Origin of the sequence: Aminobacter ciceronei (assembly GCF_014138625.1) — a bacterium.
GTDB lineage: Bacteria > Pseudomonadota > Alphaproteobacteria > Rhizobiales > Rhizobiaceae > Aminobacter > Aminobacter ciceronei.
The window spans coordinates 14,601-34,251 of sequence record NZ_JACJHY010000043.1; the positions used below are offsets into that span (position 1 = coordinate 14,601).

29 protein-coding genes are annotated in these 19,651 nt (G+C 60.7%); 3 read left to right on the forward strand and 26 right to left on the reverse strand.

Annotated elements, in window-relative coordinates; genetic code table 11:
• The 13 genes from HNQ95_RS29430 to HNQ95_RS29490 form a co-directional block, all read right to left on the reverse strand.
• Window positions 1-525 carry a hypothetical protein gene (locus tag HNQ95_RS29430; RefSeq protein ID WP_246341042.1) on the reverse strand — a complete coding sequence of 175 codons (525 nt, stop codon included), beginning with the start codon at window positions 523-525 and terminating at the stop codon, window positions 1-3.
• Complete coding sequence (locus HNQ95_RS29435; RefSeq protein ID WP_182575881.1) at window positions 513-878, reverse strand: hypothetical protein; 366 nt, start codon at window positions 876-878, stop codon at window positions 513-515. The genes HNQ95_RS29430 and HNQ95_RS29435 overlap by 13 nt, the downstream gene beginning before the upstream one ends.
• Entirely contained in the window at window positions 871-3,543 is a 2,673-nt protein-coding gene (locus tag HNQ95_RS29440; protein WP_182575882.1) for a phage tail protein, read from the reverse strand. The genes HNQ95_RS29435 and HNQ95_RS29440 overlap by 8 nt, the downstream gene beginning before the upstream one ends.
• Window positions 3,543-4,211: a phage connector family protein gene (locus tag HNQ95_RS29445; RefSeq protein ID WP_182575883.1), complete on the reverse strand. Its 669-nt coding sequence runs from the start codon at window positions 4,209-4,211 to the stop codon at window positions 3,543-3,545. The genes HNQ95_RS29440 and HNQ95_RS29445 overlap by 1 nt, the downstream gene beginning before the upstream one ends.
• A 5-nt stretch (window positions 4,212-4,216) precedes the next feature.
• Window positions 4,217-4,501 (reverse strand): hypothetical protein, encoded by a 285-nt coding sequence (locus tag HNQ95_RS29450; protein ID WP_210289178.1) that lies wholly within the window; start codon window positions 4,499-4,501, stop codon window positions 4,217-4,219.
• A gap of 212 nt (window positions 4,502-4,713) precedes the next feature.
• Window positions 4,714-5,022 carry a hypothetical protein gene (locus tag HNQ95_RS29455; RefSeq protein WP_182575885.1) on the reverse strand — a complete coding sequence of 103 codons (309 nt, stop codon included), beginning with the start codon at window positions 5,020-5,022 and terminating at the stop codon, window positions 4,714-4,716.
• A 10-nt stretch (window positions 5,023-5,032) separates the two neighbouring features.
• Window positions 5,033-5,866, reverse strand: a complete 834-nt coding sequence (locus tag HNQ95_RS29460; RefSeq protein WP_182575886.1) for a phage capsid protein — start codon at window positions 5,864-5,866, stop codon at window positions 5,033-5,035.
• Window positions 5,867-6,064: 198 nt separating this feature from the next.
• Window positions 6,065-6,802, reverse strand: a complete 738-nt coding sequence (locus HNQ95_RS29465; RefSeq protein ID WP_246341043.1) for a hypothetical protein — start codon at window positions 6,800-6,802, stop codon at window positions 6,065-6,067.
• Window positions 6,803-6,920: 118 nt separating this feature from the next.
• On the reverse strand, window positions 6,921-7,310 hold the full coding sequence (locus HNQ95_RS29470) for a hypothetical protein (protein WP_246341044.1): 390 nt from the start codon (window positions 7,308-7,310) through the stop codon (window positions 6,921-6,923).
• Window positions 7,307-8,977 carry a portal protein gene (locus tag HNQ95_RS29475; RefSeq protein WP_182575888.1) on the reverse strand — a complete coding sequence of 557 codons (1,671 nt, stop codon included), beginning with the start codon at window positions 8,975-8,977 and terminating at the stop codon, window positions 7,307-7,309. The genes HNQ95_RS29470 and HNQ95_RS29475 overlap by 4 nt, the downstream gene beginning before the upstream one ends.
• The gene (locus HNQ95_RS29480) at window positions 8,977-9,189 is read right to left on the reverse strand and encodes a hypothetical protein (protein ID WP_067963548.1); all 213 of its coding nucleotides are present in this window, start codon (window positions 9,187-9,189) and stop codon (window positions 8,977-8,979) included. Before HNQ95_RS29480 ends, HNQ95_RS29475 begins: the two co-directional genes overlap by 1 nt.
• Window positions 9,189-10,760, reverse strand: coding sequence for a terminase family protein (locus HNQ95_RS29485; protein ID WP_182575889.1), 1,572 nt, complete (start codon window positions 10,758-10,760; stop codon window positions 9,189-9,191). The genes HNQ95_RS29480 and HNQ95_RS29485 overlap by 1 nt, the downstream gene beginning before the upstream one ends.
• Complete coding sequence (locus HNQ95_RS29490) at window positions 10,747-11,208, reverse strand: terminase small subunit (RefSeq protein WP_182575890.1); 462 nt, start codon at window positions 11,206-11,208, stop codon at window positions 10,747-10,749. The genes HNQ95_RS29485 and HNQ95_RS29490 overlap by 14 nt, the downstream gene beginning before the upstream one ends.
• A 43-nt stretch (window positions 11,209-11,251) precedes the next feature.
• Here HNQ95_RS29490 and HNQ95_RS29495 point away from each other — a divergent pair, with 43 nt between their 5' ends.
• On the forward strand, window positions 11,252-11,503 hold the full coding sequence (locus HNQ95_RS29495; protein ID WP_182575891.1) for a hypothetical protein: 252 nt from the start codon (window positions 11,252-11,254) through the stop codon (window positions 11,501-11,503).
• Window positions 11,504-11,607: 104 nt separating this feature from the next.
• Window positions 11,608-11,946 carry a hypothetical protein gene (locus HNQ95_RS29500; RefSeq protein ID WP_182575892.1) on the forward strand — a complete coding sequence of 113 codons (339 nt, stop codon included), beginning with the start codon at window positions 11,608-11,610 and terminating at the stop codon, window positions 11,944-11,946.
• 197 nt (window positions 11,947-12,143) lie between these two features.
• Here HNQ95_RS29500 and nusG read toward each other — a convergent pair whose 3' ends face one another.
• The 11 genes from nusG to HNQ95_RS29555 form a co-directional block, all read right to left on the reverse strand.
• The gene (nusG, locus tag HNQ95_RS29505) at window positions 12,144-12,662 is read right to left on the reverse strand and encodes a transcription termination/antitermination protein NusG (protein WP_182575893.1); all 519 of its coding nucleotides are present in this window, start codon (window positions 12,660-12,662) and stop codon (window positions 12,144-12,146) included.
• A complete protein-coding gene (locus HNQ95_RS29510; protein ID WP_182575894.1) occupies window positions 12,659-12,985 on the reverse strand; it encodes a hypothetical protein in 327 nt (108 codons plus the stop codon). The genes nusG and HNQ95_RS29510 overlap by 4 nt, the downstream gene beginning before the upstream one ends.
• The gene (locus HNQ95_RS29515; protein ID WP_182575895.1) at window positions 12,982-14,733 is read right to left on the reverse strand and encodes a DnaB-like helicase C-terminal domain-containing protein; all 1,752 of its coding nucleotides are present in this window, start codon (window positions 14,731-14,733) and stop codon (window positions 12,982-12,984) included. The genes HNQ95_RS29510 and HNQ95_RS29515 overlap by 4 nt, the downstream gene beginning before the upstream one ends.
• A gap of 1 nt (window position 14,734) precedes the next feature.
• The gene (locus HNQ95_RS29520) at window positions 14,735-15,457 is read right to left on the reverse strand and encodes a hypothetical protein (RefSeq protein WP_182575896.1); all 723 of its coding nucleotides are present in this window, start codon (window positions 15,455-15,457) and stop codon (window positions 14,735-14,737) included.
• Between the two features lie 11 nt (window positions 15,458-15,468).
• Window positions 15,469-15,678 (reverse strand): hypothetical protein, encoded by a 210-nt coding sequence (locus tag HNQ95_RS29525; RefSeq protein WP_182575897.1) that lies wholly within the window; start codon window positions 15,676-15,678, stop codon window positions 15,469-15,471.
• Window positions 15,675-15,974 (reverse strand): hypothetical protein, encoded by a 300-nt coding sequence (locus HNQ95_RS29530; protein ID WP_246341045.1) that lies wholly within the window; start codon window positions 15,972-15,974, stop codon window positions 15,675-15,677. Before HNQ95_RS29530 ends, HNQ95_RS29525 begins: the two co-directional genes overlap by 4 nt.
• 91 nt (window positions 15,975-16,065) lie before the next feature.
• Window positions 16,066-16,323, reverse strand: coding sequence for a hypothetical protein (locus HNQ95_RS29535; protein WP_182575898.1), 258 nt, complete (start codon window positions 16,321-16,323; stop codon window positions 16,066-16,068).
• Window positions 16,320-16,556 carry a hypothetical protein gene (locus HNQ95_RS29540; protein ID WP_182575899.1) on the reverse strand — a complete coding sequence of 79 codons (237 nt, stop codon included), beginning with the start codon at window positions 16,554-16,556 and terminating at the stop codon, window positions 16,320-16,322. Before HNQ95_RS29540 ends, HNQ95_RS29535 begins: the two co-directional genes overlap by 4 nt.
• Window positions 16,553-16,885 carry a hypothetical protein gene (locus HNQ95_RS29545; protein ID WP_182575900.1) on the reverse strand — a complete coding sequence of 111 codons (333 nt, stop codon included), beginning with the start codon at window positions 16,883-16,885 and terminating at the stop codon, window positions 16,553-16,555. The genes HNQ95_RS29540 and HNQ95_RS29545 overlap by 4 nt, the downstream gene beginning before the upstream one ends.
• Before the next feature lie 3 nt (window positions 16,886-16,888).
• The gene (locus HNQ95_RS29550; RefSeq protein WP_182585845.1) at window positions 16,889-17,272 is read right to left on the reverse strand and encodes a hypothetical protein; all 384 of its coding nucleotides are present in this window, start codon (window positions 17,270-17,272) and stop codon (window positions 16,889-16,891) included.
• Window positions 17,272-17,481, reverse strand: coding sequence for an Arc family DNA-binding protein (locus HNQ95_RS29555; RefSeq protein WP_182575902.1), 210 nt, complete (start codon window positions 17,479-17,481; stop codon window positions 17,272-17,274). Before HNQ95_RS29555 ends, HNQ95_RS29550 begins: the two co-directional genes overlap by 1 nt.
• 108 nt (window positions 17,482-17,589) lie before the next feature.
• Here HNQ95_RS29555 and HNQ95_RS29560 point away from each other — a divergent pair, with 108 nt between their 5' ends.
• The gene (locus HNQ95_RS29560; RefSeq protein ID WP_182575903.1) at window positions 17,590-18,228 is read left to right on the forward strand and encodes an Arc family DNA-binding protein; all 639 of its coding nucleotides are present in this window, start codon (window positions 17,590-17,592) and stop codon (window positions 18,226-18,228) included.
• 24 nt (window positions 18,229-18,252) lie between these two features.
• Here the strand turns inward: HNQ95_RS29560 and HNQ95_RS29565 are convergent, their stop codons facing one another.
• Together HNQ95_RS29565 and HNQ95_RS29570 are read right to left on the reverse strand one after the other, a co-directional pair.
• Window positions 18,253-18,879, reverse strand: coding sequence for a hypothetical protein (locus HNQ95_RS29565; RefSeq protein ID WP_182575904.1), 627 nt, complete (start codon window positions 18,877-18,879; stop codon window positions 18,253-18,255).
• 103 nt (window positions 18,880-18,982) lie between these two features.
• Window positions 18,983-19,639 carry an NYN domain-containing protein gene (locus tag HNQ95_RS29570; protein WP_182575905.1) on the reverse strand — a complete coding sequence of 219 codons (657 nt, stop codon included), beginning with the start codon at window positions 19,637-19,639 and terminating at the stop codon, window positions 18,983-18,985.
• Window positions 19,640-19,651: the final 12 nt, after the last annotated feature.

A 19,651-nucleotide genomic window follows, 5' to 3' on the forward strand; every position in this document is an offset into this window, starting at 1 on the left:
TTAGCCATACGGGAGAGAGACGGACGTCGAGGTCTGGGTTTTCTTGTTGCTCTCGCCAAACCGGCTGAACATCGATGACATGCCGGAGAAGAGGTTGCCCGCCGCCCGGATGCGCGCCGCGCGCATGGCGCTTTCGGCGTTGTAGCCGGCGACCTTGGCGGCGTCGTTGTAACCGCGCGCCTGCTGCTCTCCCTTGTAGATGTCGGTTTCGGCGGCCAGTTCCACCCGCTCGGCAGTGTCGCCCATGATCTTGATCACCGACGGATCGGTCATGTTCCCGCCTGAACCGGCGATAGCCGCCTGTTGCTGTGACAACAGGTGCTTGCCTTCGCGATAGCGGGCCATGGCGTCACGCTGGCTTGCCGCCGCTGCCTCGTCCGCCTGCATCGCGGCGACCTTCTGTTCGTACTGGAACCGGGCCTTCTGTTCGCGGCCCTCTTGCATGGCCCCGGCAACGGACATGATCGTGCCGCCGATGCTCGCGATGGTGCCGATTGCCCCGAGGACAGGCGTCAGGAAACCCATTGCCACACCACCTTTCCGTCTAGCATTTCGTCTGTTGGCTTGAAGCCCAGCTTCGTCATCAAGGCTTCCGCTCTCGGGATCGACGTGTCGCACGTCGCCTTGATCACGCGAGCGCCCCGCTTCTTGACCTCGCCGAGCACCTGCAGGATGTGCCGGAAAATGAACGGCTTCCGCGCTTCGGCCGGCACTTCCAGGAAGGCCATCCACTCGCCTTCCGCTGTCTCGATGACACAGCCGAAACCAGCCAGGAGCCGACGGCGCCACAGGGCGCGGCCGATCCATTGGCCTGTGACCTGCACGCCGCCATAGAACCGGGCGAAGTCGATGTCGTCGGCCGGCCGGATGTCAGCCATTGGTTTGTACGTCCATAACGAGCGAGCCGGCGGTGAACGGGTATGGCGAACGCTGTTCCAGGCACAGACGGCTGTCGGTGCTCCAGTCACTGGAAATAGACATCATGTCGGCGTCGTAGCTGCTGAACAGCGTGTTTGGTGCGATCGGCTTGTCGCTCTTCGTCGTGGTGAGGCGTCGCAGATTGTCGAAGTCCATGCCGACGCGCAGGCCGTCCAGCATCGTGCTCACCAGATACATGCCCAGTTGCGAGACGCGCTTTTTCTTGAACAGCGCTGTGCCGTTGGCCGCCCCGTAGGCAAGCTTCGTCGACTGCCAGCGCCCGACATAGGGAAGACCGATTACAACGGCCTTGCCGGCAGGCTGTGGCGGCAACACCACCTGCCCGCCAGTGACCGAGTGGAGATTGTCCTGATCGTGAACCGCAGAGCCATCGACCCAGACAGTGACACCCTTGCCGTTGAGGTGCGGCACGGCGAAAGTCGTCTGGCTGGCGGTGGTGGTGAAGCGCTTGAAGCCATCGGCCAGGCAGTTCACCTGTCCGCCCCGACAGTCCTTCAGATCGGCGAGCCTTTCGAGACGCTGCGTCCCGTTGCGGACAATCGCGAAGTAGACGTTGTCCTGTCCCTTACCACGGCAGGCAATGACCTGCTTGAACTGGCCGTCAGTCAGCACACGCGACCAGGCGACGACCTTCTCGGAAGGCCGATAGGTCAAGGCGCGAGCCTCGCCGTTCTCCAGGATGAACCACACCACCGTATCGGGCTGGCGCTGGACCGCCACGCTCACAATCGGCGATCCGCCGCAGATTTCCTCGTGCATGGCCATCAGGTCCATAGCGCTGTAATCGAGCGTGCCTTGCTCGGCGATCAGCGCGAAGACACGCAAGCCCGTGCTCTGAACGAAGATGCCGTCCTTATCGCATTTGACCGCCCGCAGGTCGTAGCTGCCCTGCGTCGAGCCATCGACCGGAAACCAGCTCGACGCCGTCAGTGGTTCATCGAAGCTCGATGACTTGATCGAAATCTCGGAATTGTCGGTGCCGGCGATGAGGCGCTGCAGGCCGAGCAGCCAGAGAATGCCCCTGTCGGTGCTGGCGCCGATCGAGCGGAAGATCGGCGCACTGTCGCCTTCGACATTGTCGTCGAAGCTATGGAAGGCGTCGGGCACCGAGCCGTGCACGAAGTCGCCCTTGCCCCAGTAGAGCCGGCCGCCGAACGCCTCGATGCCCCACGGCCACCCGTCATAGTCCGACCAGGTCGAGAAGTCCCATTCGAATGTCGGGTTCAGGGAGTAGAAGCGGCTCAGCACCTCGACACTGGCCACGGTGTCGCTGGTGTAGCCTGTCATTCGCGCTACGCCCACCTGACTGCCCCCCGTGTAAATCAGGGTCGTGTCGATGGTGCCGCTGGTGTAGGCGACGGCCACGAAGCGGAAGAACTTCACGACATTGTCGTCAGGGTCGGTATAGTTCGAAGGCCCCACATTCGCCGCGTAGGTGTTCACCGTGCTCCAGGCGCCGGGGTTGCCGCTACCGTCGTCGGTGGCAACCTCAAGCCGGACAGTGCCGACCCATGTGCCTGACACCTGAAACGAGAACCTGCGCGCGGCATCAACGCCGGAGACACGGATTGAAGCGCCATTGGCCGGTGCAGCCGTGAAACTCTCCTGCACAGTCTGGCCGGACTGGAAGAGCCGAAACAGGCGGTTGAGCATGCTCGCTTCGAAGTAAGGCCTGCTGGCCGTTAGCGTGCCGTTGCCGGTATAGACCGAAGGCGTCAGTGCCACAGTCCCGTCGGCGGCCACGAAGGGGCCGTCATCGACTTTGTAGCGCTGGACGCCCCAGCTCGTGTCGCCACGGCGCTGGATTTCGCGCTGCTGGAACTGGCGCGAAGCCAGATAGAGCACATCGATATTCTGCTTGTGCCGAGGTTCCGCCAGATCGGCCGTCGCCCACGGCGTAGCAAGGATCAATGTCCCTGCCGTATCGATCTGGCAGCGGGTGACGAGCGCCTGTCTGGCGTTGTCGGTGTAGAGTTCGAGGAAGATGCTGCCGGTCGTGGGCGTGAAGGCGATCGAATGGTCGCCGTCGTCAAGGATCGACAGAGGCAGGACGTCGCTTGCCCCGGCAGTTGTGCCGATATGGACCCACACTGGGCCGCGAACGACCTCAACACGAAGGCCATGCTCCTTGCCTTGGTCACCACCGGCCACAGTGATGGTCTGGCGAGCTGCCGCGCGGCCCTGCGTCGTGCCGGTCAGCACGAGATTGCCACCCGACACATTCGCGGATGCGCCGGCAGCGCTGGCATTCGTCCAGCCTGTGAAGGAATTGAAGTCGCCGTTGGTGATCGCGGTCGAGACAGCCACGCGCGACACGAATGCGTTGTCCTTCAGGATCCGCATTTCATTGTTCGAGAGGATCGGCACCAGCATCGAGGCGTTCGAGCCGGCGAAGGAATATTCGAGCAGCCGAACATCGCCCAGATTGATGTCTGCAATATGCTCCAGACCGGGCCGAAGGGTCATCGAACCGACGACACGGGGCAGGATGTTCGAGCTGATCGCCGCCGCGAACTGCATGCGCTCCAGGTCGAGACGGGAAAGCGCTTCCTCGCCGACCTCACCGCCGTTCAGGGAGTAGACTGGGGCCGAAACGCGAGGCATCAGACGTCGCCCTCGCCGAACGTGATCTGCCCGCCGACAAGCGTCCCGCCATTGTCGCGCGAGCCGCCGATGCCACCGCCGCCGCGACGCGCACGAAGCCAGGTTCCGGGCTCGATGACCTTGTTGTTCTCGTTGCGGGCATCGACGTTCTTGGCCTGCATCAAGGCACGTTCCATGCGCTTGCCAAGCTTGTCTTCCAGTGTGTCGCCAGACGTCAGCTTGCCGCAGGTGTCGAAGGCCAGCTTCAGCGCCACATAGCGCCAGAACATCGTCGGCCAGGTCGAAATCTTGTCGTCAGCCGCGTTCACACTGCTGATGAAGCGCAGATAGAGCGTCGGCGTGTTGGCGTGCAGGTTTCCGCCTTGGTCGACATAGTCGTGGAAGGCGCCAAAGTCGGGCCGGTTCGAGACAGTCACCGTGCGCAGCCAGCCTGCCGGGTAATCGAAGGCATATGCCCAACCCACAGCCGGCGTAAGAGCGCCGTTGGGCGACAAAGCTGCCGATGCCTTGGCGAAGTTCCAGTCACCCGAGTTGAAGGCTTCTTCGACCGCACCCACCCAAGCATTGTCGAAGACGTATCGCGCCTCAACATCGTCGGTAAGGGTGGTGATCGTCGCCTTCTCCAGGTGAACCAGAGCTTGCTTCCAGATCTGCAGCTTTGTCGCCATAGGGGTTACACGCCCTTTGCCAATTCGATGTACTTTTCGGCGGCCTTCTCTGCGGCTTCCTTCGTGTCGAAGCCGGTTTGAATGACGTTGCCGCCGTGCAGGAAACGCCACTTGTGATGCGGGCCGCCAAAGCTAACTTCCGGCGCGCTGAGTTCCACAGCCGTGACCGCCGGAGCGGTCGCCTCGTCGAAGAGCCTGATCACACGCACCGTCGCTGACGTCTTGGTGACGGCCAGAACGCGCAACGAGCAATCGAGCGCGAAGTCATCCGAGATGATGTCGATGGTCATTCCGCGCCGGAACACCGACAGATGGTTGGCGAAGAATTCCGGATGCGTGACGTCGGCCAGGGTGGTTTCGGCGGGCACGGTCGCTGCGTATCGGCCGATTGCGTAATCAGCCTGCGCGAAGCGATGCCCCGCAAGTTTTGACACTTGGGTCATTGGGTCACCTCATGAAAGGAAAATGGAAAAGGGAGGCCCGAAAGCCTCCCCCGTTCGCTTTAGTCGGTGTCGGTCGCGGTGATGGCTAGGCCGTCGGTCAGATCGATGCCGAGGCCATTGGCGCCGGTCGCTTCGTCGATCACCCAGCAGTGGTGAATTGCCGTCACCGGGCCGGCAAGCGTGGTCGTGCGCGTGCGCACGATGACGATGTCACCCTGGCGGGCGCCCTTGGCGTGGCCGTCGCTGACGTAGTTGCTGGTGTTGACCGTGGCGATGGCGTCCACGGAGTCCAGCAGCCACGTTTTCATGGTGCTGGCGCCGGAAAGGCCATCGGTCAGGAGCTTGAAGCCGTTCGTTTCGTAAGCCATTTCCGCCTCCTTACGAGAATGCAGCGGTGTCGTCGGTGACGACCTTGATCACGCCGGCCTGCTGCAGAATGGTGGCGCCGTCGTAGATCGTGGCACGGTCGTAGGAGTAGTCATCCTCGCCGTTGTAGCCCGCATCGACCTTCACATCGCCCGCGATGGCATGACCCACCGCAGGCTTTGCGAAGATGAAGTTGGACGCAGTCGCCGTGCCCTTGCCGGGCAGGCCGTTGTGCATGATGTGCTTCGCACCGAGCCAGACCTTCGGCCGGTCGAGCGCCAGGCCGACGAGCGGCTTTGCATCGATATAGTCGGCCGACTTGAACTCTTGGAACGTGAGCAGACGAGCCCAAGCCTTCGGGGTCCACAGGCAAGTGATTTCGTTGCCGACCATGACGTCGAGCTCGAAAAGCTCGGTCAGGGCGTCGACGGTCTTGCCGTAAGTCAGGGTCTGAGCCGCGCCACTCGCATAGGAGTTCGTGGCGGTCGCCAGGGCGTCGATGATCGTGAAGTCGATTTCACGCGAAGCCGTCAGAGAGCTGGCATTCTGCATCGCTTCGCGCAGGTTTGCCGGAGCCGTGAACACGTCGAAGTTCGGGCGGGTCTCCTTGGTGTGCTTCTCTTCCAGCGTGATCGTCGGCTGGCTGTCGCCACGGTTACGCGACGGGATAAGACCGTTCGTACCGCGCTTGGTCATGCGACCCGCAGCGCCCTGAAGCGCAAACGAGGCCGTCAGGCCGCTGATCATGAGTTCCTTGGTGACGCAGTCCTTGAGGTAGGTTTCGCCGCGCTGAAAGGCGACGACCCACTCATCACGGTACTGGGTTTTCGTAATGGCGTAGGCCATGGCGAATATCCTTCGTTGATGATTTGGAGGGGTTTCTTCCAGCCGTGATCAGGGTGCCGCGCCCGAGCTTTCGCGGGGTGCCGTGCCGAAGCACAGGGCCGCTACTCCCCCAGCGCGGGGCGTCACATCAGCTTGTATTTTGGAGAGGTTTGCGGGGCCGGAAACCGGGATGCCGCGATCAGTATACAGCCGCCCGGATCACTTCCGAGCGGTTATCTTATCGAGCTGGGCATAGATCTTCGTCAGCTTGCCCTGAACATCATCGCTCTTGAACTTTGTCGGGTCCGAGACCCGCAGCGCCAGCAGTTCCTGCTTCTGCGCTTCCAACGTCTTGCCGGTCGCCTCGATGTCGCCGGTGAGGATCGCCGTGCTGCCGTAGTAGTCGGCGCCAATGGTGGCCATCATCTTCACGAACGGTAGGCTGTCCTGCAACCGGGAGCCATCCATGAGGCGCAGGCCCATCATCTGGCCGAAACCTTCCTCGCCCAGATGCGCCTTCATCAGCTCCTGCGCCGCGCCGATCTGGCCGTCATAGTCGCCGCCCCACTCGGCCCGAAGCGCCTTCTGGGTGTCGCCGGCAACCTTCGCAAGCTGTGCGTTCAGCTCTTGCGCCTGTGCCGCAGCGAAGTCCTGATACCAGTCGAGGGCGGCGGCGGCGACCTTCGGCGGGACATTCCGCTCGTGCATCGCTGCCTTGAAGTCCGCCAGGATCGCCTTGTCGGCGTCGGTCACTTCGAAGCCTTCCCGGAAGTCGCCGGGGTACTTCGTTGCGTCGTCGGGGATGCCGTTGGCCTCCCGATACGCCTTCACCTCTTCCGGGGTCGACTTTTCGGTCAGCTCGATCTGCTTGCCGCCGTTCTTGGCGTTCTTGTAGCCTTCGCGGAACGCCTTCGAAATCTCGTCGGCCGACTTGTAGCGCTCAAGCTGCTTCATCATGGCTGCGTCACCGCCAGCCAACTGTTCGCGGAACGACTGAAGTGCCGCGTCAGCGGCAGGATCGGCAGCCGGCGCTGGCGATGCAGGCGCTGTGCCTGGAGCCTGCGTTACTACGGGGTCAGGGTTTGGCGCGGTCTGCGTTACGTTCGTCGGCTGGTTTGCCGGTGCGTCGGTCGTGGGCTGGTCGGTCATTGGTTTCACCTGTCAAAATGGAAAGGGAATGGGTGATCAGCTTCCTGATCTGGAAGCCGACATGCTGCTTTCCGGCTGCGAAAGAGCTGTCTCGCTCGCCGCCGTGCTCTGCGGGCATCCATGCCATTTGGTGCATGCCGCAAATGTGGAGGATCGCCCCAAGGGCGCGCTTCTGCTGGTCCTCGCTCGCAATGCCGGCAGCAAGCGCCTGAAGCGCTACGCAATCGGTCCTGCGGATTTCCATGTCATTCCGGGGCATCTCATTGTCAGGGCGAACCGTGACCGGATGCCAGGGGCGATACAGCTTCTGGCTCATTGACCTAGCGCCGCCCGGATCGACTGGCCTGCATCACCAACCTGAGCGGCAACCGCAGCGCCGTTGCTGACTTGCTGCATCTCCTGCTGGTCAGCCATGGCCTGTTGCGCTTGCTGGCGGTTTGCAGCGGCCTGTTCAGCATCGATCAGCCAGTCAGCCCGACCGTTCGGCACCGCGGCGAAGGCGTCTCGGAACATCGTTCGGATATCAACCTCGCCGGCAAGCGAGGGATCGATCGAAGCGCCGGCTTGCAGAACCTGCGCGCCTTCCTGGAACGCGTTCAGAACCTGCCGGTCGCGTGCTTCCTTCAGAGCGTTGTTGAATTCGTACTGGATGTTCTGCCCGAGCAGGATGTCGGGCATGTCTTCCGGGATGCCGTTGCGATCGACGGGGCCATAGCCACCGGCCCGCATCACCTTTTGCGTCGTGAGGTCGAGCACCGCACCTGTCCATTCATGCTCGATCGGGCCGAACAGCGGCATTGCATTGCGGATCCACTCTTGGACACGCTGTGCTGCCTCATAGGCTGTCATAGTCTTGTCAGCCTGCGCGATCGGCTGGAGCTTGCTCAGGAAGAACGCATCGCCGAGCTGGTTGCGCTGGTCGTTGATCAGGTCGATGCCGAGGCCAACGTTCTTGCCCAGGTCAAGCACGCGAAGAGCAGCGCCGAGCCGTTCGTCATACTGACTGTCGATGAAGGTAACGCCGTTGGCGCCGAGATCGATGGGTGAGAGGACAGCGTCTTGTGTGGCAACCAAGGGCGGGTCGACCTGCTTTTCGCCCGCCTCGATGATCGTCATCTTCATGCGCTGAAGCATACGGCTTTCGGTCAGCGCAATCGTCGCGGCAGATGACACCGCGTAGAACTTGCCCGACAACAGCCACCAGCGAGGGACGACATAGTCGAAGGTGAAGGCCGGCAGCTCCTGCAGGATCGTACCGTCTTCCGTGACGTAGACGTCCGCCCACTTTGCCCCCTTCGGAAACTTGCGGTGCGGCTCATAGAGGTCCAGCGGAATGAAGATGTGCCGGACCTTGAACGTCGTCTTGATGTCGTTGTTCTGCAAGGCGTTCTTCACCGGCTGCGGAAGCCTCGCCTCGCCGAACAGGTGGGCCATCGCCGCCGCTGTCATGTCGCACTTGCGGTGGACATGGTTGACCTGGCCGTCTGGACCTTCCTGCCCGGCCATGTGCTTCGGGTGGTGGCACCGGTAAAGCAGATTGTCCCGGTTCTTGTTGTAGCTGACCTGCAGCCAGCCCATGCCGAACGTCGCAAAGTCATGCTCGACTTGCTGCGCGGCGCGCCGGAAGCCGCTGTCGCGTGAATTCAGAATGGCGCTGTTGACGTCAGTCATGAATTCGAGGAAGGCGGCGGCTCCACGATCACGGCCAACGCGCTTGTTCGAAGCCGCTGCCTTGAACCATTGCCGTCCATCGGGCCGCACCATCGAGCCGATCTGGTCGCCCAGCTCACGCCGCATCAGCACGGGCGTGGCGTCCGTCAGGTGGGCGGCAAACTCCTGCCCGTAGACGATGTCGGTCGTGAAGTCGGCACGCTCAGGGAACAGGAATTCGGCGATTTCCTGATACAGGCTGTCAAGCGCGCCCTTCGCAGAGAAGAGACGACCATCGATCGCCATCAGGTCGCGGCCTGCTTGATCGCTCATCAGCTCGCCCCGAGGGTTCCGCGCGAGAACTCCCGCCCGATCGTGCCGGGCACCTGCGCAAGACGATCTGTCGCCGCGCTGCTCTTCGCCGCCGGGGCCAGCGAGCGCGTCCGACTGCGCTGGCGCTTGGCCAACGGGTCTTCCGGGTCCGGCATGGTCGCCGGCGGCTCAGGCTCGGGCATCGGTTGTTTCTTGCCGAAAAGTCCACTCATCAGCGTTTTCCTCGCAGTTTGGCCTTCAAGGCACTGTTTGACGTCACGGACTGAAGCCGCATCCGCGATTGTTCGCGCCGCTCTTGCGCGGCCTTCGGGCGCCGGAGCCCGCCGATGCTCGAAGCCGACAGCATGATCGTCGTGTCGCCCTTGTCGGGGGAGCGGCCAAGCTGTTCGCGCATCAGTTCCTTCGGCAGGACGATGATTTCCTCGCCACCACCACGAGCGCGGATTTCGTATCGGAAGGCAGCCAGGTCAGCTTCGAGTTCGGGGTCGGGCGGCAATGCGATGCGTGAGCCGTAGGCTGGATCGAGCTGTTCACGGAACTGCCAAACAGCCTGTGCACGGAGGTTGTAGAAGCCGTACATGCCTTCACGGGTGGAAGAGGCAGAGGCATTCCCGCCCTTGAAGCCGAAGCAGTCAACATCAGCGTGAGCAAGCTGGGTCAGCGTGTCGCCGCCATACCCGCCGCCGGCATCGACGACGACGCGGCAGCGGTCCCGCATTTCCTTGATGATTAGTCCCGCAGCAGTCGGCCCGTCTGGCGTATCGCTGCCGGGATAGCTGGCAAATGGCGAGTACCACCAATCGCGCCGGCTCTGGATCTGCGTCTTGTCGGGTCCGCCCTGTGCGATGTCAGCGGCTACGGCAGTCATCGGTAGTTCGGGCGGCGTGCTGATCCACCGTGCTTGCGCTTCCCGTATCCACTTGGTCGGGATCACCTGCCAAGGATCGTCCTTGCCATCTGGTTCGAATGAGCCATAGCGGAGGCGTTCGCGGATTTCGTCGGGCAGGCTTTCGAGTTGCGAGGCGTACCCCGTCGCCATGAGGTCGGGATTGTCTTCCAGCATCGAGCGGATGAAGGTCCGAGACCGTGGCCGCTCACCCCTTGGCCCTACATAGTCCGCGTCGACTTCCCGGTCTTCGCCGTCGATCGTCGTGAACCACCGTAGTTCACCAGACGCTGCCGGGTTCGGGTGGCTCTTGTCCAGCCATGGCGACCAGTACCGAACGACCCACATGCCTTCGGCTGATGTCGGCGGGTTGCCAGTGCAGACCACACGGCAGCGGCGTCCCTGCGCATCGCGAAGCCAACCGATGATGTAGCGATACTGGGTTTCCGTGAACTGGGTGATTTCGTCGAAGGCTTTGAGGCGGTGCGCTCGGCCCTGATACTTTTCCTTGTCCGCCTCATGGGGCACGCCGCCCAGCTCTATCGTGCCACCAGTCGGGAGACGCCAGACGTGCGACTGACTGTTGTAGCCGTCGCGAGTGCCCAGCATCCGGGCCAGCTCATCCTCAATGCCCTTGAGCTGCGTTGCCTGCCTACGCAGGATCAGCGCCGGCTGGTACTCTTCCAGCCCGAGGCCGCAAATCAGCGTCGTCTTGCCGCCACCAGCCGCGCCGCCATAGAAGGTTTCATCGGCCTGCGAGAACCATGCGTCTGTCTGCGGGCCGGGGTTCGGGATCATATACCGGCCAGCCGAGGCATTCAGCGCCTCGTCAATGACTTCCTGCCTCGCTTCTGGCGGCAGCGCATCGAGCGCGGCGAGGACTTCACTTAGCTGCACTGTTCAGCCCTTGAGCCAGGAGGAAGGCCACACGGCGGGCAATGTCGTTCTTGGAGAGGTCATCCACTGCGGAGGTGAGCGGCGCACCACCCTTGCCCGTGACTTCGGCCTTCTCGACAAGCAATCCGTGCAGCTTGGCCTTGCCCATGATTGCAGAGACAGCGGCAGAAGCGCCCTTCTCGTCCTTCATGGCGTGAGCGCGAGCCTCTTCAAGCTCCCGGGTAAGCGTGCCGATGGACACCATTGCAAGGTCGCGGGCTTCCTGCTGAAGCTCTTTGACCCTTGCGGCAACCTTGGGCTTGGCGAGCAACCGGCTTGCCTCGCTCCAGACCGTCTCAGGCTTGGTGTCCGCGCCTACGTCGTGCGTGCGCCGGTATGCTTCCGAGCCGTTGCCTGTCTCGACGTAGGCGAGAGCGAACGCCTCTTGTTTGACAGTCAGGTCAGACATTGTGCAACTTCAACCGTAACATTGGGGCTAGTGGGAGGAACGCATGGCGATCAGGGTGCGCCGCGTGGGAACGCATCTATCCTTCAACCGGGTAGTGGAGCCCGAACCGGATATGCATGGGCTTACTTTCCATTGGAACACGGGCGGCCCTCAACGCTCTGCCCTGTGGGTACTCCGATGTGAGACCAAGAGCTTTCAGGAGGTGATCGCAGCCATGTTGGAGAGCGACCGCCACGCGACGCTGGATGCGATTGCCACGGCCCTGAAAGCTGAAGGAGCAAAAACGGCGGACTGAACGGCTGTTTCGGCCGGCTTCACAGTCGCAAATTGGCGGCGTTTCAAGTTGTGGAGTGACGAACGAATACCCACCTATCAGGTACCACCAAACAGGAGGTTCAAATGGCAGCAACCCTCTACCAAGTGAAGTACCAAGGCAATTTTCAACAAGGCGGCGCTGTGCTCTACGTCGGCAATGGCATCATTGCTGGCATGGACGTCGGCGGCCTCACCTACGATGGAACCTATTCTTCTGCAGCGGGTGGGGGCCTTACTGGTACCGTCACCCTCACAGCCTCGACCACGGGTCAGCTCGTGACAGGCGCTGTGCTTCAAGCCGGCCAGAGTGTGAGTCTTCCGGTGGCGCTGCCTGCAAATTTTGGCAATGGCCAGCAGTTTCAGTTCAATGTCGGCGGATTGCCCGTCAACGCTTCGTTCCACAAAATTCGCGACTTGCCTTGACCTGACCGCGAAAACGCTACCCTTGCCGGACTCTCTGTCCGGCCGGGGTAACGCGCTGGCCTGCCAGGCGGTCAGCGGGGCTGAGGAAATCCGGGCGCACTTCCCCGGTCACAGGTGGCGATTTCCTGTGCCGCTCCGGCTGGTGACTCTCAGGCCCCGCACAGACAAGCGTTTCGCCAAATAAGTTGCAAATGTAACTATCCTGTTTGGCCCAATTTTTCAAGGGGCACCTTCGCGGCCACCTCTCGCCCGAACATCTGCAGCATCATGATGACGTGCGCGTCGGTCGATGCAGACACCGGACCATGGAGGCCCGCGAGGGCGCCAGTGATGACCTTGACCGATGTGCCGGCCTCGACACGGCCATGCACCCGCATTTCGTCATACTCTCCGGTTTCCTGCTTTGACCGGATCCCCTGGACGGTCGCGTCGAGGATAGGCACCGGCTCCCCGTTGTTGGATCGCAAGATGCAGTCGACGCTCTCGCAGTCGAGGACGCGCGGCCAGTGGTCGGACGCCAGCACGAACAGGTAACCGGTCAAAAGCGAGAAGTACTTCACCGACCAGCGCTTATGCCGGGCGTGTTTGTACTCCTTTCGGAATCGCGGCACGTAGACCACTTGCCCAAGACCGGCGATTTCCTCGGCCGCTTTGAGTTCGAGCGAAGGGCGAGCGCGAACTACGTACCAGCGGGCCGTGTCGGTAGCTTGCTTCATTTGGCTTCCTTCGTTGCGAGATATTCGGCGGGATCTATGCGGCGCACGTCTGAAGCAGGGCCGAATGTCCCCAGTCTGGATTGCTGGTACTGGTCCTTCGGACGGTTCCCACGAAGCCCGAGCACCGACTGAAGATGCAGCAACGCCGGAAAGCATGGCTGACCTCGCTTAGGCATGCGGACCTTACGCCGACCGAGCACGGTCCCGAGATAGAGCGCCTGCCGCTCGGTCTTGAGATGATCGACGTCGACACCCTGTCTGGCCAGCCAAGTGCGCAGTCCAGCCAATTCGTCCGGTAGAGTGTACTGAGCTGCTGGCTTCATGCTCCGTCCTTACTGCCAAGCGTGGCGTAGCTGTCGGGGTAGTCGCGAAATCGCCGGTCAGCGCCGATGAACTCGAACTTGACCGAGCCCGGCCTGCCACAGATCGGCTGTCGCCTGATCTTCTTGGAAATGACGAAGGTGGTTTCGTTCTCGTAGTCCCGGTAGACGACCAGCCCCGCATCGGCCTTGTTGCGCCAATGAGCACTGCCGGCGAGGTCGTATAGCCCCGGAACCGGGTCTTTGCCGTCCTCAGTGGTTTTCATCTTTGTGGGGTGGATCACCATCCACACGGCGCAACCGTGGTGCTTGGCGAAGCGCTTGCACTTGGAAATCAGCTGAGAAACGAATTCGGTTTCGGTCAGCTTCTCCGGGCGCGATGCCTCCACCTCGTTGTACGGGTCGATGACGATGTTTGTGACCCCGTAGCGGATCACGGCAGCGCGCGCCCGCTCAAGCAGCCAGTCGATTGACGGCGTGTGTTCGACAGCGCCAAGCAGGAAAATGCGCTCGTTGAGCCAGAGCATTGCCGACGACAGATCGGATTCCGTCATTCGCTGGTTGGGGCCGTCATAGAACGGCTGCCCCGCCCAAATCTCGCAAAGGTCGGCCACATGGTTGGCTTCGCCAGTCTCAGGCGAGAACATCGCCCACTTTTCATTTCGCAGACGCGCCGTCTGCACTGCAATCTGGTCGATGACGCGTGATTTGCCGTGATTGGGTATGCCGGTTACCGCTATGAACTGGCCAGGGATGTACTTGAACGCCTTGTCGAGTTCGTAAAACCCAGTGGAGAGAGGCCGCGGTCCACGCCCATGGTAGAGGTCCATCACGTCGACGGCGAAGTCCTCGACGTCGTGCAATCCATCGATAGGCCATGGCTCTGCCTGGGCCACACATTCCCGCAAGACCTCGATGCCATGATCCACAAGGCACTCGTTGGCATCCTTGCACTGGACATCACCACCCGCCGGCATCCGAACACGGAAGCACCGATCACGTCCGACACGCCGGGCGATCTCTTGCGCGAGCATTTCGCCAGGCTCGTCCATATCGCTGGCAATCAGGATGCGGCGGACCTTGACCAGCTCCTCCCAATGCGTCCCGAACGGCTCGTAACGCTTGTCGCTGGCTTCCTCTTTCGAGGGCGCGCCGTTGGGCAACGACACGACATGCTGGAACCCGGCAACCGCGAACGACATCACGTCAACCTCGCCTTCGCAGATGATCAGGTCTTCGCCTTCGGCAATGCTGTCGGCATTGAAGAATACCGGTTCGGGCTCCTTCTCCTGGCGGAACTGCTTAGCGACCGTCCGGTATTTGACGTTGCGAAGCTCGCCCTGCCACTCGTAGGGGAAGGCTAGGCAGTCCTCTTCCACGTTGGTTTGCGGGAACCATTTCCGGGTCTTGTAGATGCCGAACTGGTCGACCACGGCTTGCGTGATCCCCCGCTTCGTGAACCACCCGTAGAGGGTTTCGGGTCGCTGCGGATTTTCCACCCGTTCGGGTTTGCGGTAAGTCCGCCGCTCACGAATTGGCCGGTAACCTTCGCCCCCGGCACCGCCGCTCCATCCGCAATGGTGGCAGTTCCATACAACTCGGCCGTCATCCTCAATCGTCACGGATAGGCATTGATCGGTCTTCTTGCGCCGAGTGCTGGAGCAGTTCGGACACGTCGTCTTGTGATTGCCGGTCTTGTGGTCCCGCAAGCGGATACCATGCTCGGCAAGGGCGGCACTGGTGTCGGTCAAGTCAACCTCGGCTGAAGAGGAATGCGTTGGTCAGGTCACCGTGCGCGTTGCGCACCGGCCGGGCACCAAATCGGGACTGCCTGGTGTCAACGGCCTTTCGCACCCAGTTCTGCCAAGTGACACGCCAGTCGAGCTTGACGCCCCGCTGACCTGCGATGCCAAGCCAGTAGTCGCGGAATTTGTCGGCTTCCCGCCTGATCTCGAATTCGGAGAGGCCTTGTCCGGCTGCCCAGTCAGCCCAATCCTTGGCAAGCTGCCAGTCGTTCGGAAGGCGGTTCCCGCGCTTTTTGGAAGAACCATAAGGTTCTTCTTTTTCTTCCCTGCTTTGAATGTTTTCTTCTTTGCGTCGCGCGCGCGTCGAGCGCCCGTCGCCTGGTGCGTCATTATCTGCGTCGGTAGGGAGACTGACTTTCTGATAATCATTGTATTTACAGATGGTTATGCGCGTCGTCTGCGCGTCACCCTGTGCGTCGATCATTGCGTCGCTTTTCAGTCGCTTCAGAAAACGCCTAACGCGGGCTTCAGACCACTGCCATCTGGCGGCCATGAAGCGGGTGGAATGCGCGAGCTGACCTCGTTGTAACTCAACGACACCATGACGTCCGCGCACCTGCCGTGGTTTCCAAGCGGCGTCGGCTAGTAGCCACACCCAAGCCTCGCGCTCGGTGAAGGGTTCGTTGGCAAAGAATGGATGGTCAAACAGCCGCCTCGATACGGCGAACACTCCTCCGACCATCAGGCAGCGCCCCCGATTTCCGGCGGCCGCTTTGGGAAAGCCACGACATTGGGCGTGGCCGGCCCATCGACCAGATTGAGAAAGAACCACCACGCGCGCTTGGCTGCCATAGCGTCGTGGAATACTTGCGAGGCTTCGGCCTTAGCTCTGGCAGCCTTGTAAGCTTCAAAGGCTTCGATCTGGGCCTGTTGAGATGTATCCTCACTCATGCCGCCGACCTCTCAGACGTTGACCGCACAGGTTTGGACAGCCGGGCCGCCGCCCAGGCGTCGAGAGCGTCGACGTGGTAGAGGGGAATGCGGCCGGCGTACTGCATTTCAGGCCCGCCACCGATTGTGGCAAGCTTGTTCAACGTTGACAGGGCGATGTCGATGCCATGGGTTGAGGCCAAATAGGCCGGAACGTCTTTACGACGAAGTCGGGGGCGTAGAGTCATTGAAACTCCAGGAACGGTTGCGGGTGGAACCAAAAGCGTGGGATCGCGTTCCTTCTGGTTCACCATCATCTCAACTTCCCTAGTTGGCCAAAGTTCCTCGGTATCGGATCGGCCATGCTGAATTTGCTGTGATATTCCGCCAGTTTACTGTGGGCGCGCGTCATGCTGCACCGCCTTTCGCCTTCACGTTGCTCTCGTGGACTTCCTCCCAGCGCCTTTTCAGAGCTAGTGAGAGCTTGTTTGCGTGGAAGACGGCGAACAGAAGCTGGTTCCATTCGTCATCAGTGACGAGAGTGCCGCCGGGGCGCTGAACTCCTGCGTGTTCGATGAGTGAGCAGGCAATCTCGGACATGTTCACCGCTTCGTGCAGTTCGCTCTCGATGTCGGTGTAGTCCAAAGTTTCTGTGACGGGGTTCATCGGACACCGCCTTTTAGGCCCTCATGACTTTCGAGGGCGTCGTGCATCACGCCGACCAGTTCGAGCGCCACGACGAGCGCTTGAGAAATGTCCGCGCCAGCCGCAGTCTCAGGATTGATAGGCGACAGGTCATCGCCCACACGAATGCAGAGGGAAATGATCGCCTGCGCCTGATAGCTGCACTGCATGAGGTCGTTAGCACTCATGTCGGTATGAGGAATGAAGCGGCTCATCGTGCATCCCCGTTCGGAAGGTTGCCTGTCCAGAGTTGCGCTGCGACCATCGCGAACTCGTTGATCTGGCGGAAAAAGCCGACCTCAATGCCGCTGAACCCCTTGGTGCCTGCATTTTTATGGATATCGCTCACGATGCCGTTGAGCAGGGTAGCGTGACCAGCCGTGGGATGTTTGCCGATAAACTCAAGGTATTCAGTTGCCAGCTGCGCGCCGGTCGCGCAGTCGTTCCCGTATGATCCCGTGGGCTCGACGCACCAGTAGTCGATGCCCGTACCGCGAGGCTTCCGCCTGCGCATGAAGGAAAGAGCCTCTGCAAAATGTGCCATAGCTCAAGCCCTCGTCGCTTTGGTCGCGAACTGACGCGACACCGAGAGATAGAAGCGAGTGTTCGGCTCACTCCCGACGGCTCTACCCATGCCGAGTTCACGGGCGTCCGGATCAATGTCGCGGGCGGCGATAGCATAGTGCTTGGCGTGATATTCGAGCCGATTTTCAGCAGTCTCACTAATATCGGAAAACAGGATGGGGCGGCGTCCCTCTTGATGCGGATGGATCGTCGCCATCCACTGGGCGCCCTCGCATTCGGCAAGAGCCTGGGACAGTTCCCTCGCAAGGCGGCGAACCTTCACCCAGATCTCCGGGTTTTCGGTCGCCGCCCTTGCCCCATGGACCGGAGCAGTGTTATGTTCCGTCATCATTTCATCAATCTCCATTAAGCCGGTAGTTGGTGGGTGACATGGCTCGGAGAGGCTGCAACCTCTGCCGGGCCTTTTGCTTCCTGCGCATCCAGTGCGCGGTCGAGGTAGTGGACGATCTCAGCATTCATTGACCGTCGATTTTGAGCCGCGCGTTCGCGGATACGGTCGCGCATGCCGTCTGGAAAACGGATGATGTACTTGTCGGCCTCCCGACTGGGTGTCATTTATGTCTCCTTAACAAATATGGCCTAAGGCCAATATGGCCTAAGGCCGACATTGTCGCAAGCGCAAAGTTGGCCTATGGCCATATCTGTGGACAAAGGAGCTCCCGCATGGCCCAAGAGTCGGAGAGTCGAAATCTGGACAAGGTGATTGTTCGCCTGCCAGACGGCATGCGCGACCGCATCAAGAACTCAGCCGAACGTCACGGTCGGTCCATGAATGCTGAGATCGTCCAGGCGTTGGAACAGGTATTTCCGCCGGAACCAGACATCATTGAAGTGATTGACCGAGTCCATCAGGCGATTAATCAGGCAGAGGCTGCGCAGAGCCTTCCCTATCGCAAAGGACTAATTGCCGCGCTCGACAAGCTGTCGGAACGATTGACCAGTGGAATCGAGTTCAACCAGGCCAGGACGAGCACGCTAAGCCCCTCATTTCTGCGGATGCAAGATTTCACGTTACGACATGAACGCTGGAAGCGAGCGTCCGAGAATGGCATTGAAACCTCGGATCTCGCGAGGGAAATCGAACGGGGCCTTTTTGGCAAGCTGGATCGAAACTATACTTGGACCGCTATCGACTACTTCAAGGAGGGGCGTGCGGACTTGGCCTATAAGCTCCTCCGATTGAATGAGCTTAAGTTCGCGGACCCGTCAGATGCAGAAGCGTTGATCGTGTCGCACCTACGTAAACGCTATGAAGAGAATTGGGGGGATCCAGACGAACCGTATGAGCCGTGGAGCGATTGACTTGTCGAGCGGGTCATGCGGCGGTCATTCTGCTGGCTCCATGGCGAGGCGATCAAGATAGGTGACGCCGTCCAGGCCTGGGATCGGCGCATCCAGCGACAGCGTTTTGCGGTCGCCGAATTCTGCATAGTGACGGGTGATATACTTTCGTGCGCGTGAGGCGATCTGCTTTACGGTAATTTCCCCTTCGAGCACGGCCAAGACAATATCGGATATGACGTCATCCCGGATCCAGCGCGGATATCCGGCTGGCACGGCGCGCTCTGCTGCCGCGTAGAAGTCATTTTGCCGAAGCGATTTCTTGCGCAGCTCTGCGGAGCTCAGCGGCGTGTTGCCGGCCTTGGCGGCACGCCAGAGTGCGCGTACCTTCAAAATTCGCTCTCGGTTTTTTTCCCTGTATGCCTTCTTCCTAGCCGCTTCTTTTTCTGGATTCCTAGCAATCCAGCTTTTTTGAAGCTCGCGGCATTTCTCTGGGTATCGCTCGCGGTACGAACGGTTTTGCTTTGCGATCTGCTCTTTGGTTCTTTTGTCGCCGAGGCGCGCCCTTGACGCCTTCACATAGCAGCGGTGCTTTTCCGCCTTGGTCATCTGCAGCCAGAGGCTAGGCTCTACGCCGCAATTGTTTTTACCGGTGGGGTCGGCCTTCATCATGTCGGCGTTCTCTCTTTCGTAGCGGCTTGATGCCGCTGTCTGAGTGGGCTGACCGCGCACGAAAAAGCCCGCCGAAGCGGGCTGGGTGTCGGGTGGCGAGAGGTTAAGACAAAACGAAGTCGGCGTGAGCTTTCAGTTCGCGCCTAGCGCTTTTATGCCCCAAAGTGCATAACATGACCTTGAGACCTTCCCGACGCACAAACTTGAAGGCGGGAACAAAGTCGCTGTCGCCTGTGACAACTGCTACCGCCCGCACTGTGTCACGCAAGGCAAGGCGAGCCATGTCCAAGCCAATTCGGATATCAACGCCCTTCTGCCCAATATCGAGGTCAAAGTCTCTATCTGCTACAGCACGGGGTTCTTTGATCAGCTGCTTGGCAGAGCGCGGTTTCATTTTCCACTGGAATGGGGACAATCTAGTTTCCCCCATCCTTATGGCGAAGCCATCGCGAAGTTCTAGCTGGTCATAAAGGCTTTGAGCGTGACGGTAACGATCGGTGCCTGACAGGTGGAACTCTTCACCGCTCACAGGCTTGGCGATTGTCTCGCCTGACGGGGGCGCGTCATAGTAGTAGATGCGCATGAGTTCATAGTTTTTCAGGTGGTCGCTAGCTTTTATCTCATCGCATAAGGCAACGATATCGTCCGCTGTGGCAACCCGGCCAAGCCGCTCTTTAAGCTTTCTTGTGACGAACCCGCCATCAAGCAGGATCGCATAGCGCGCTAAGAACATATCCCCCCTTAAACGGATCCAGCCCATCCAAGCACCGCA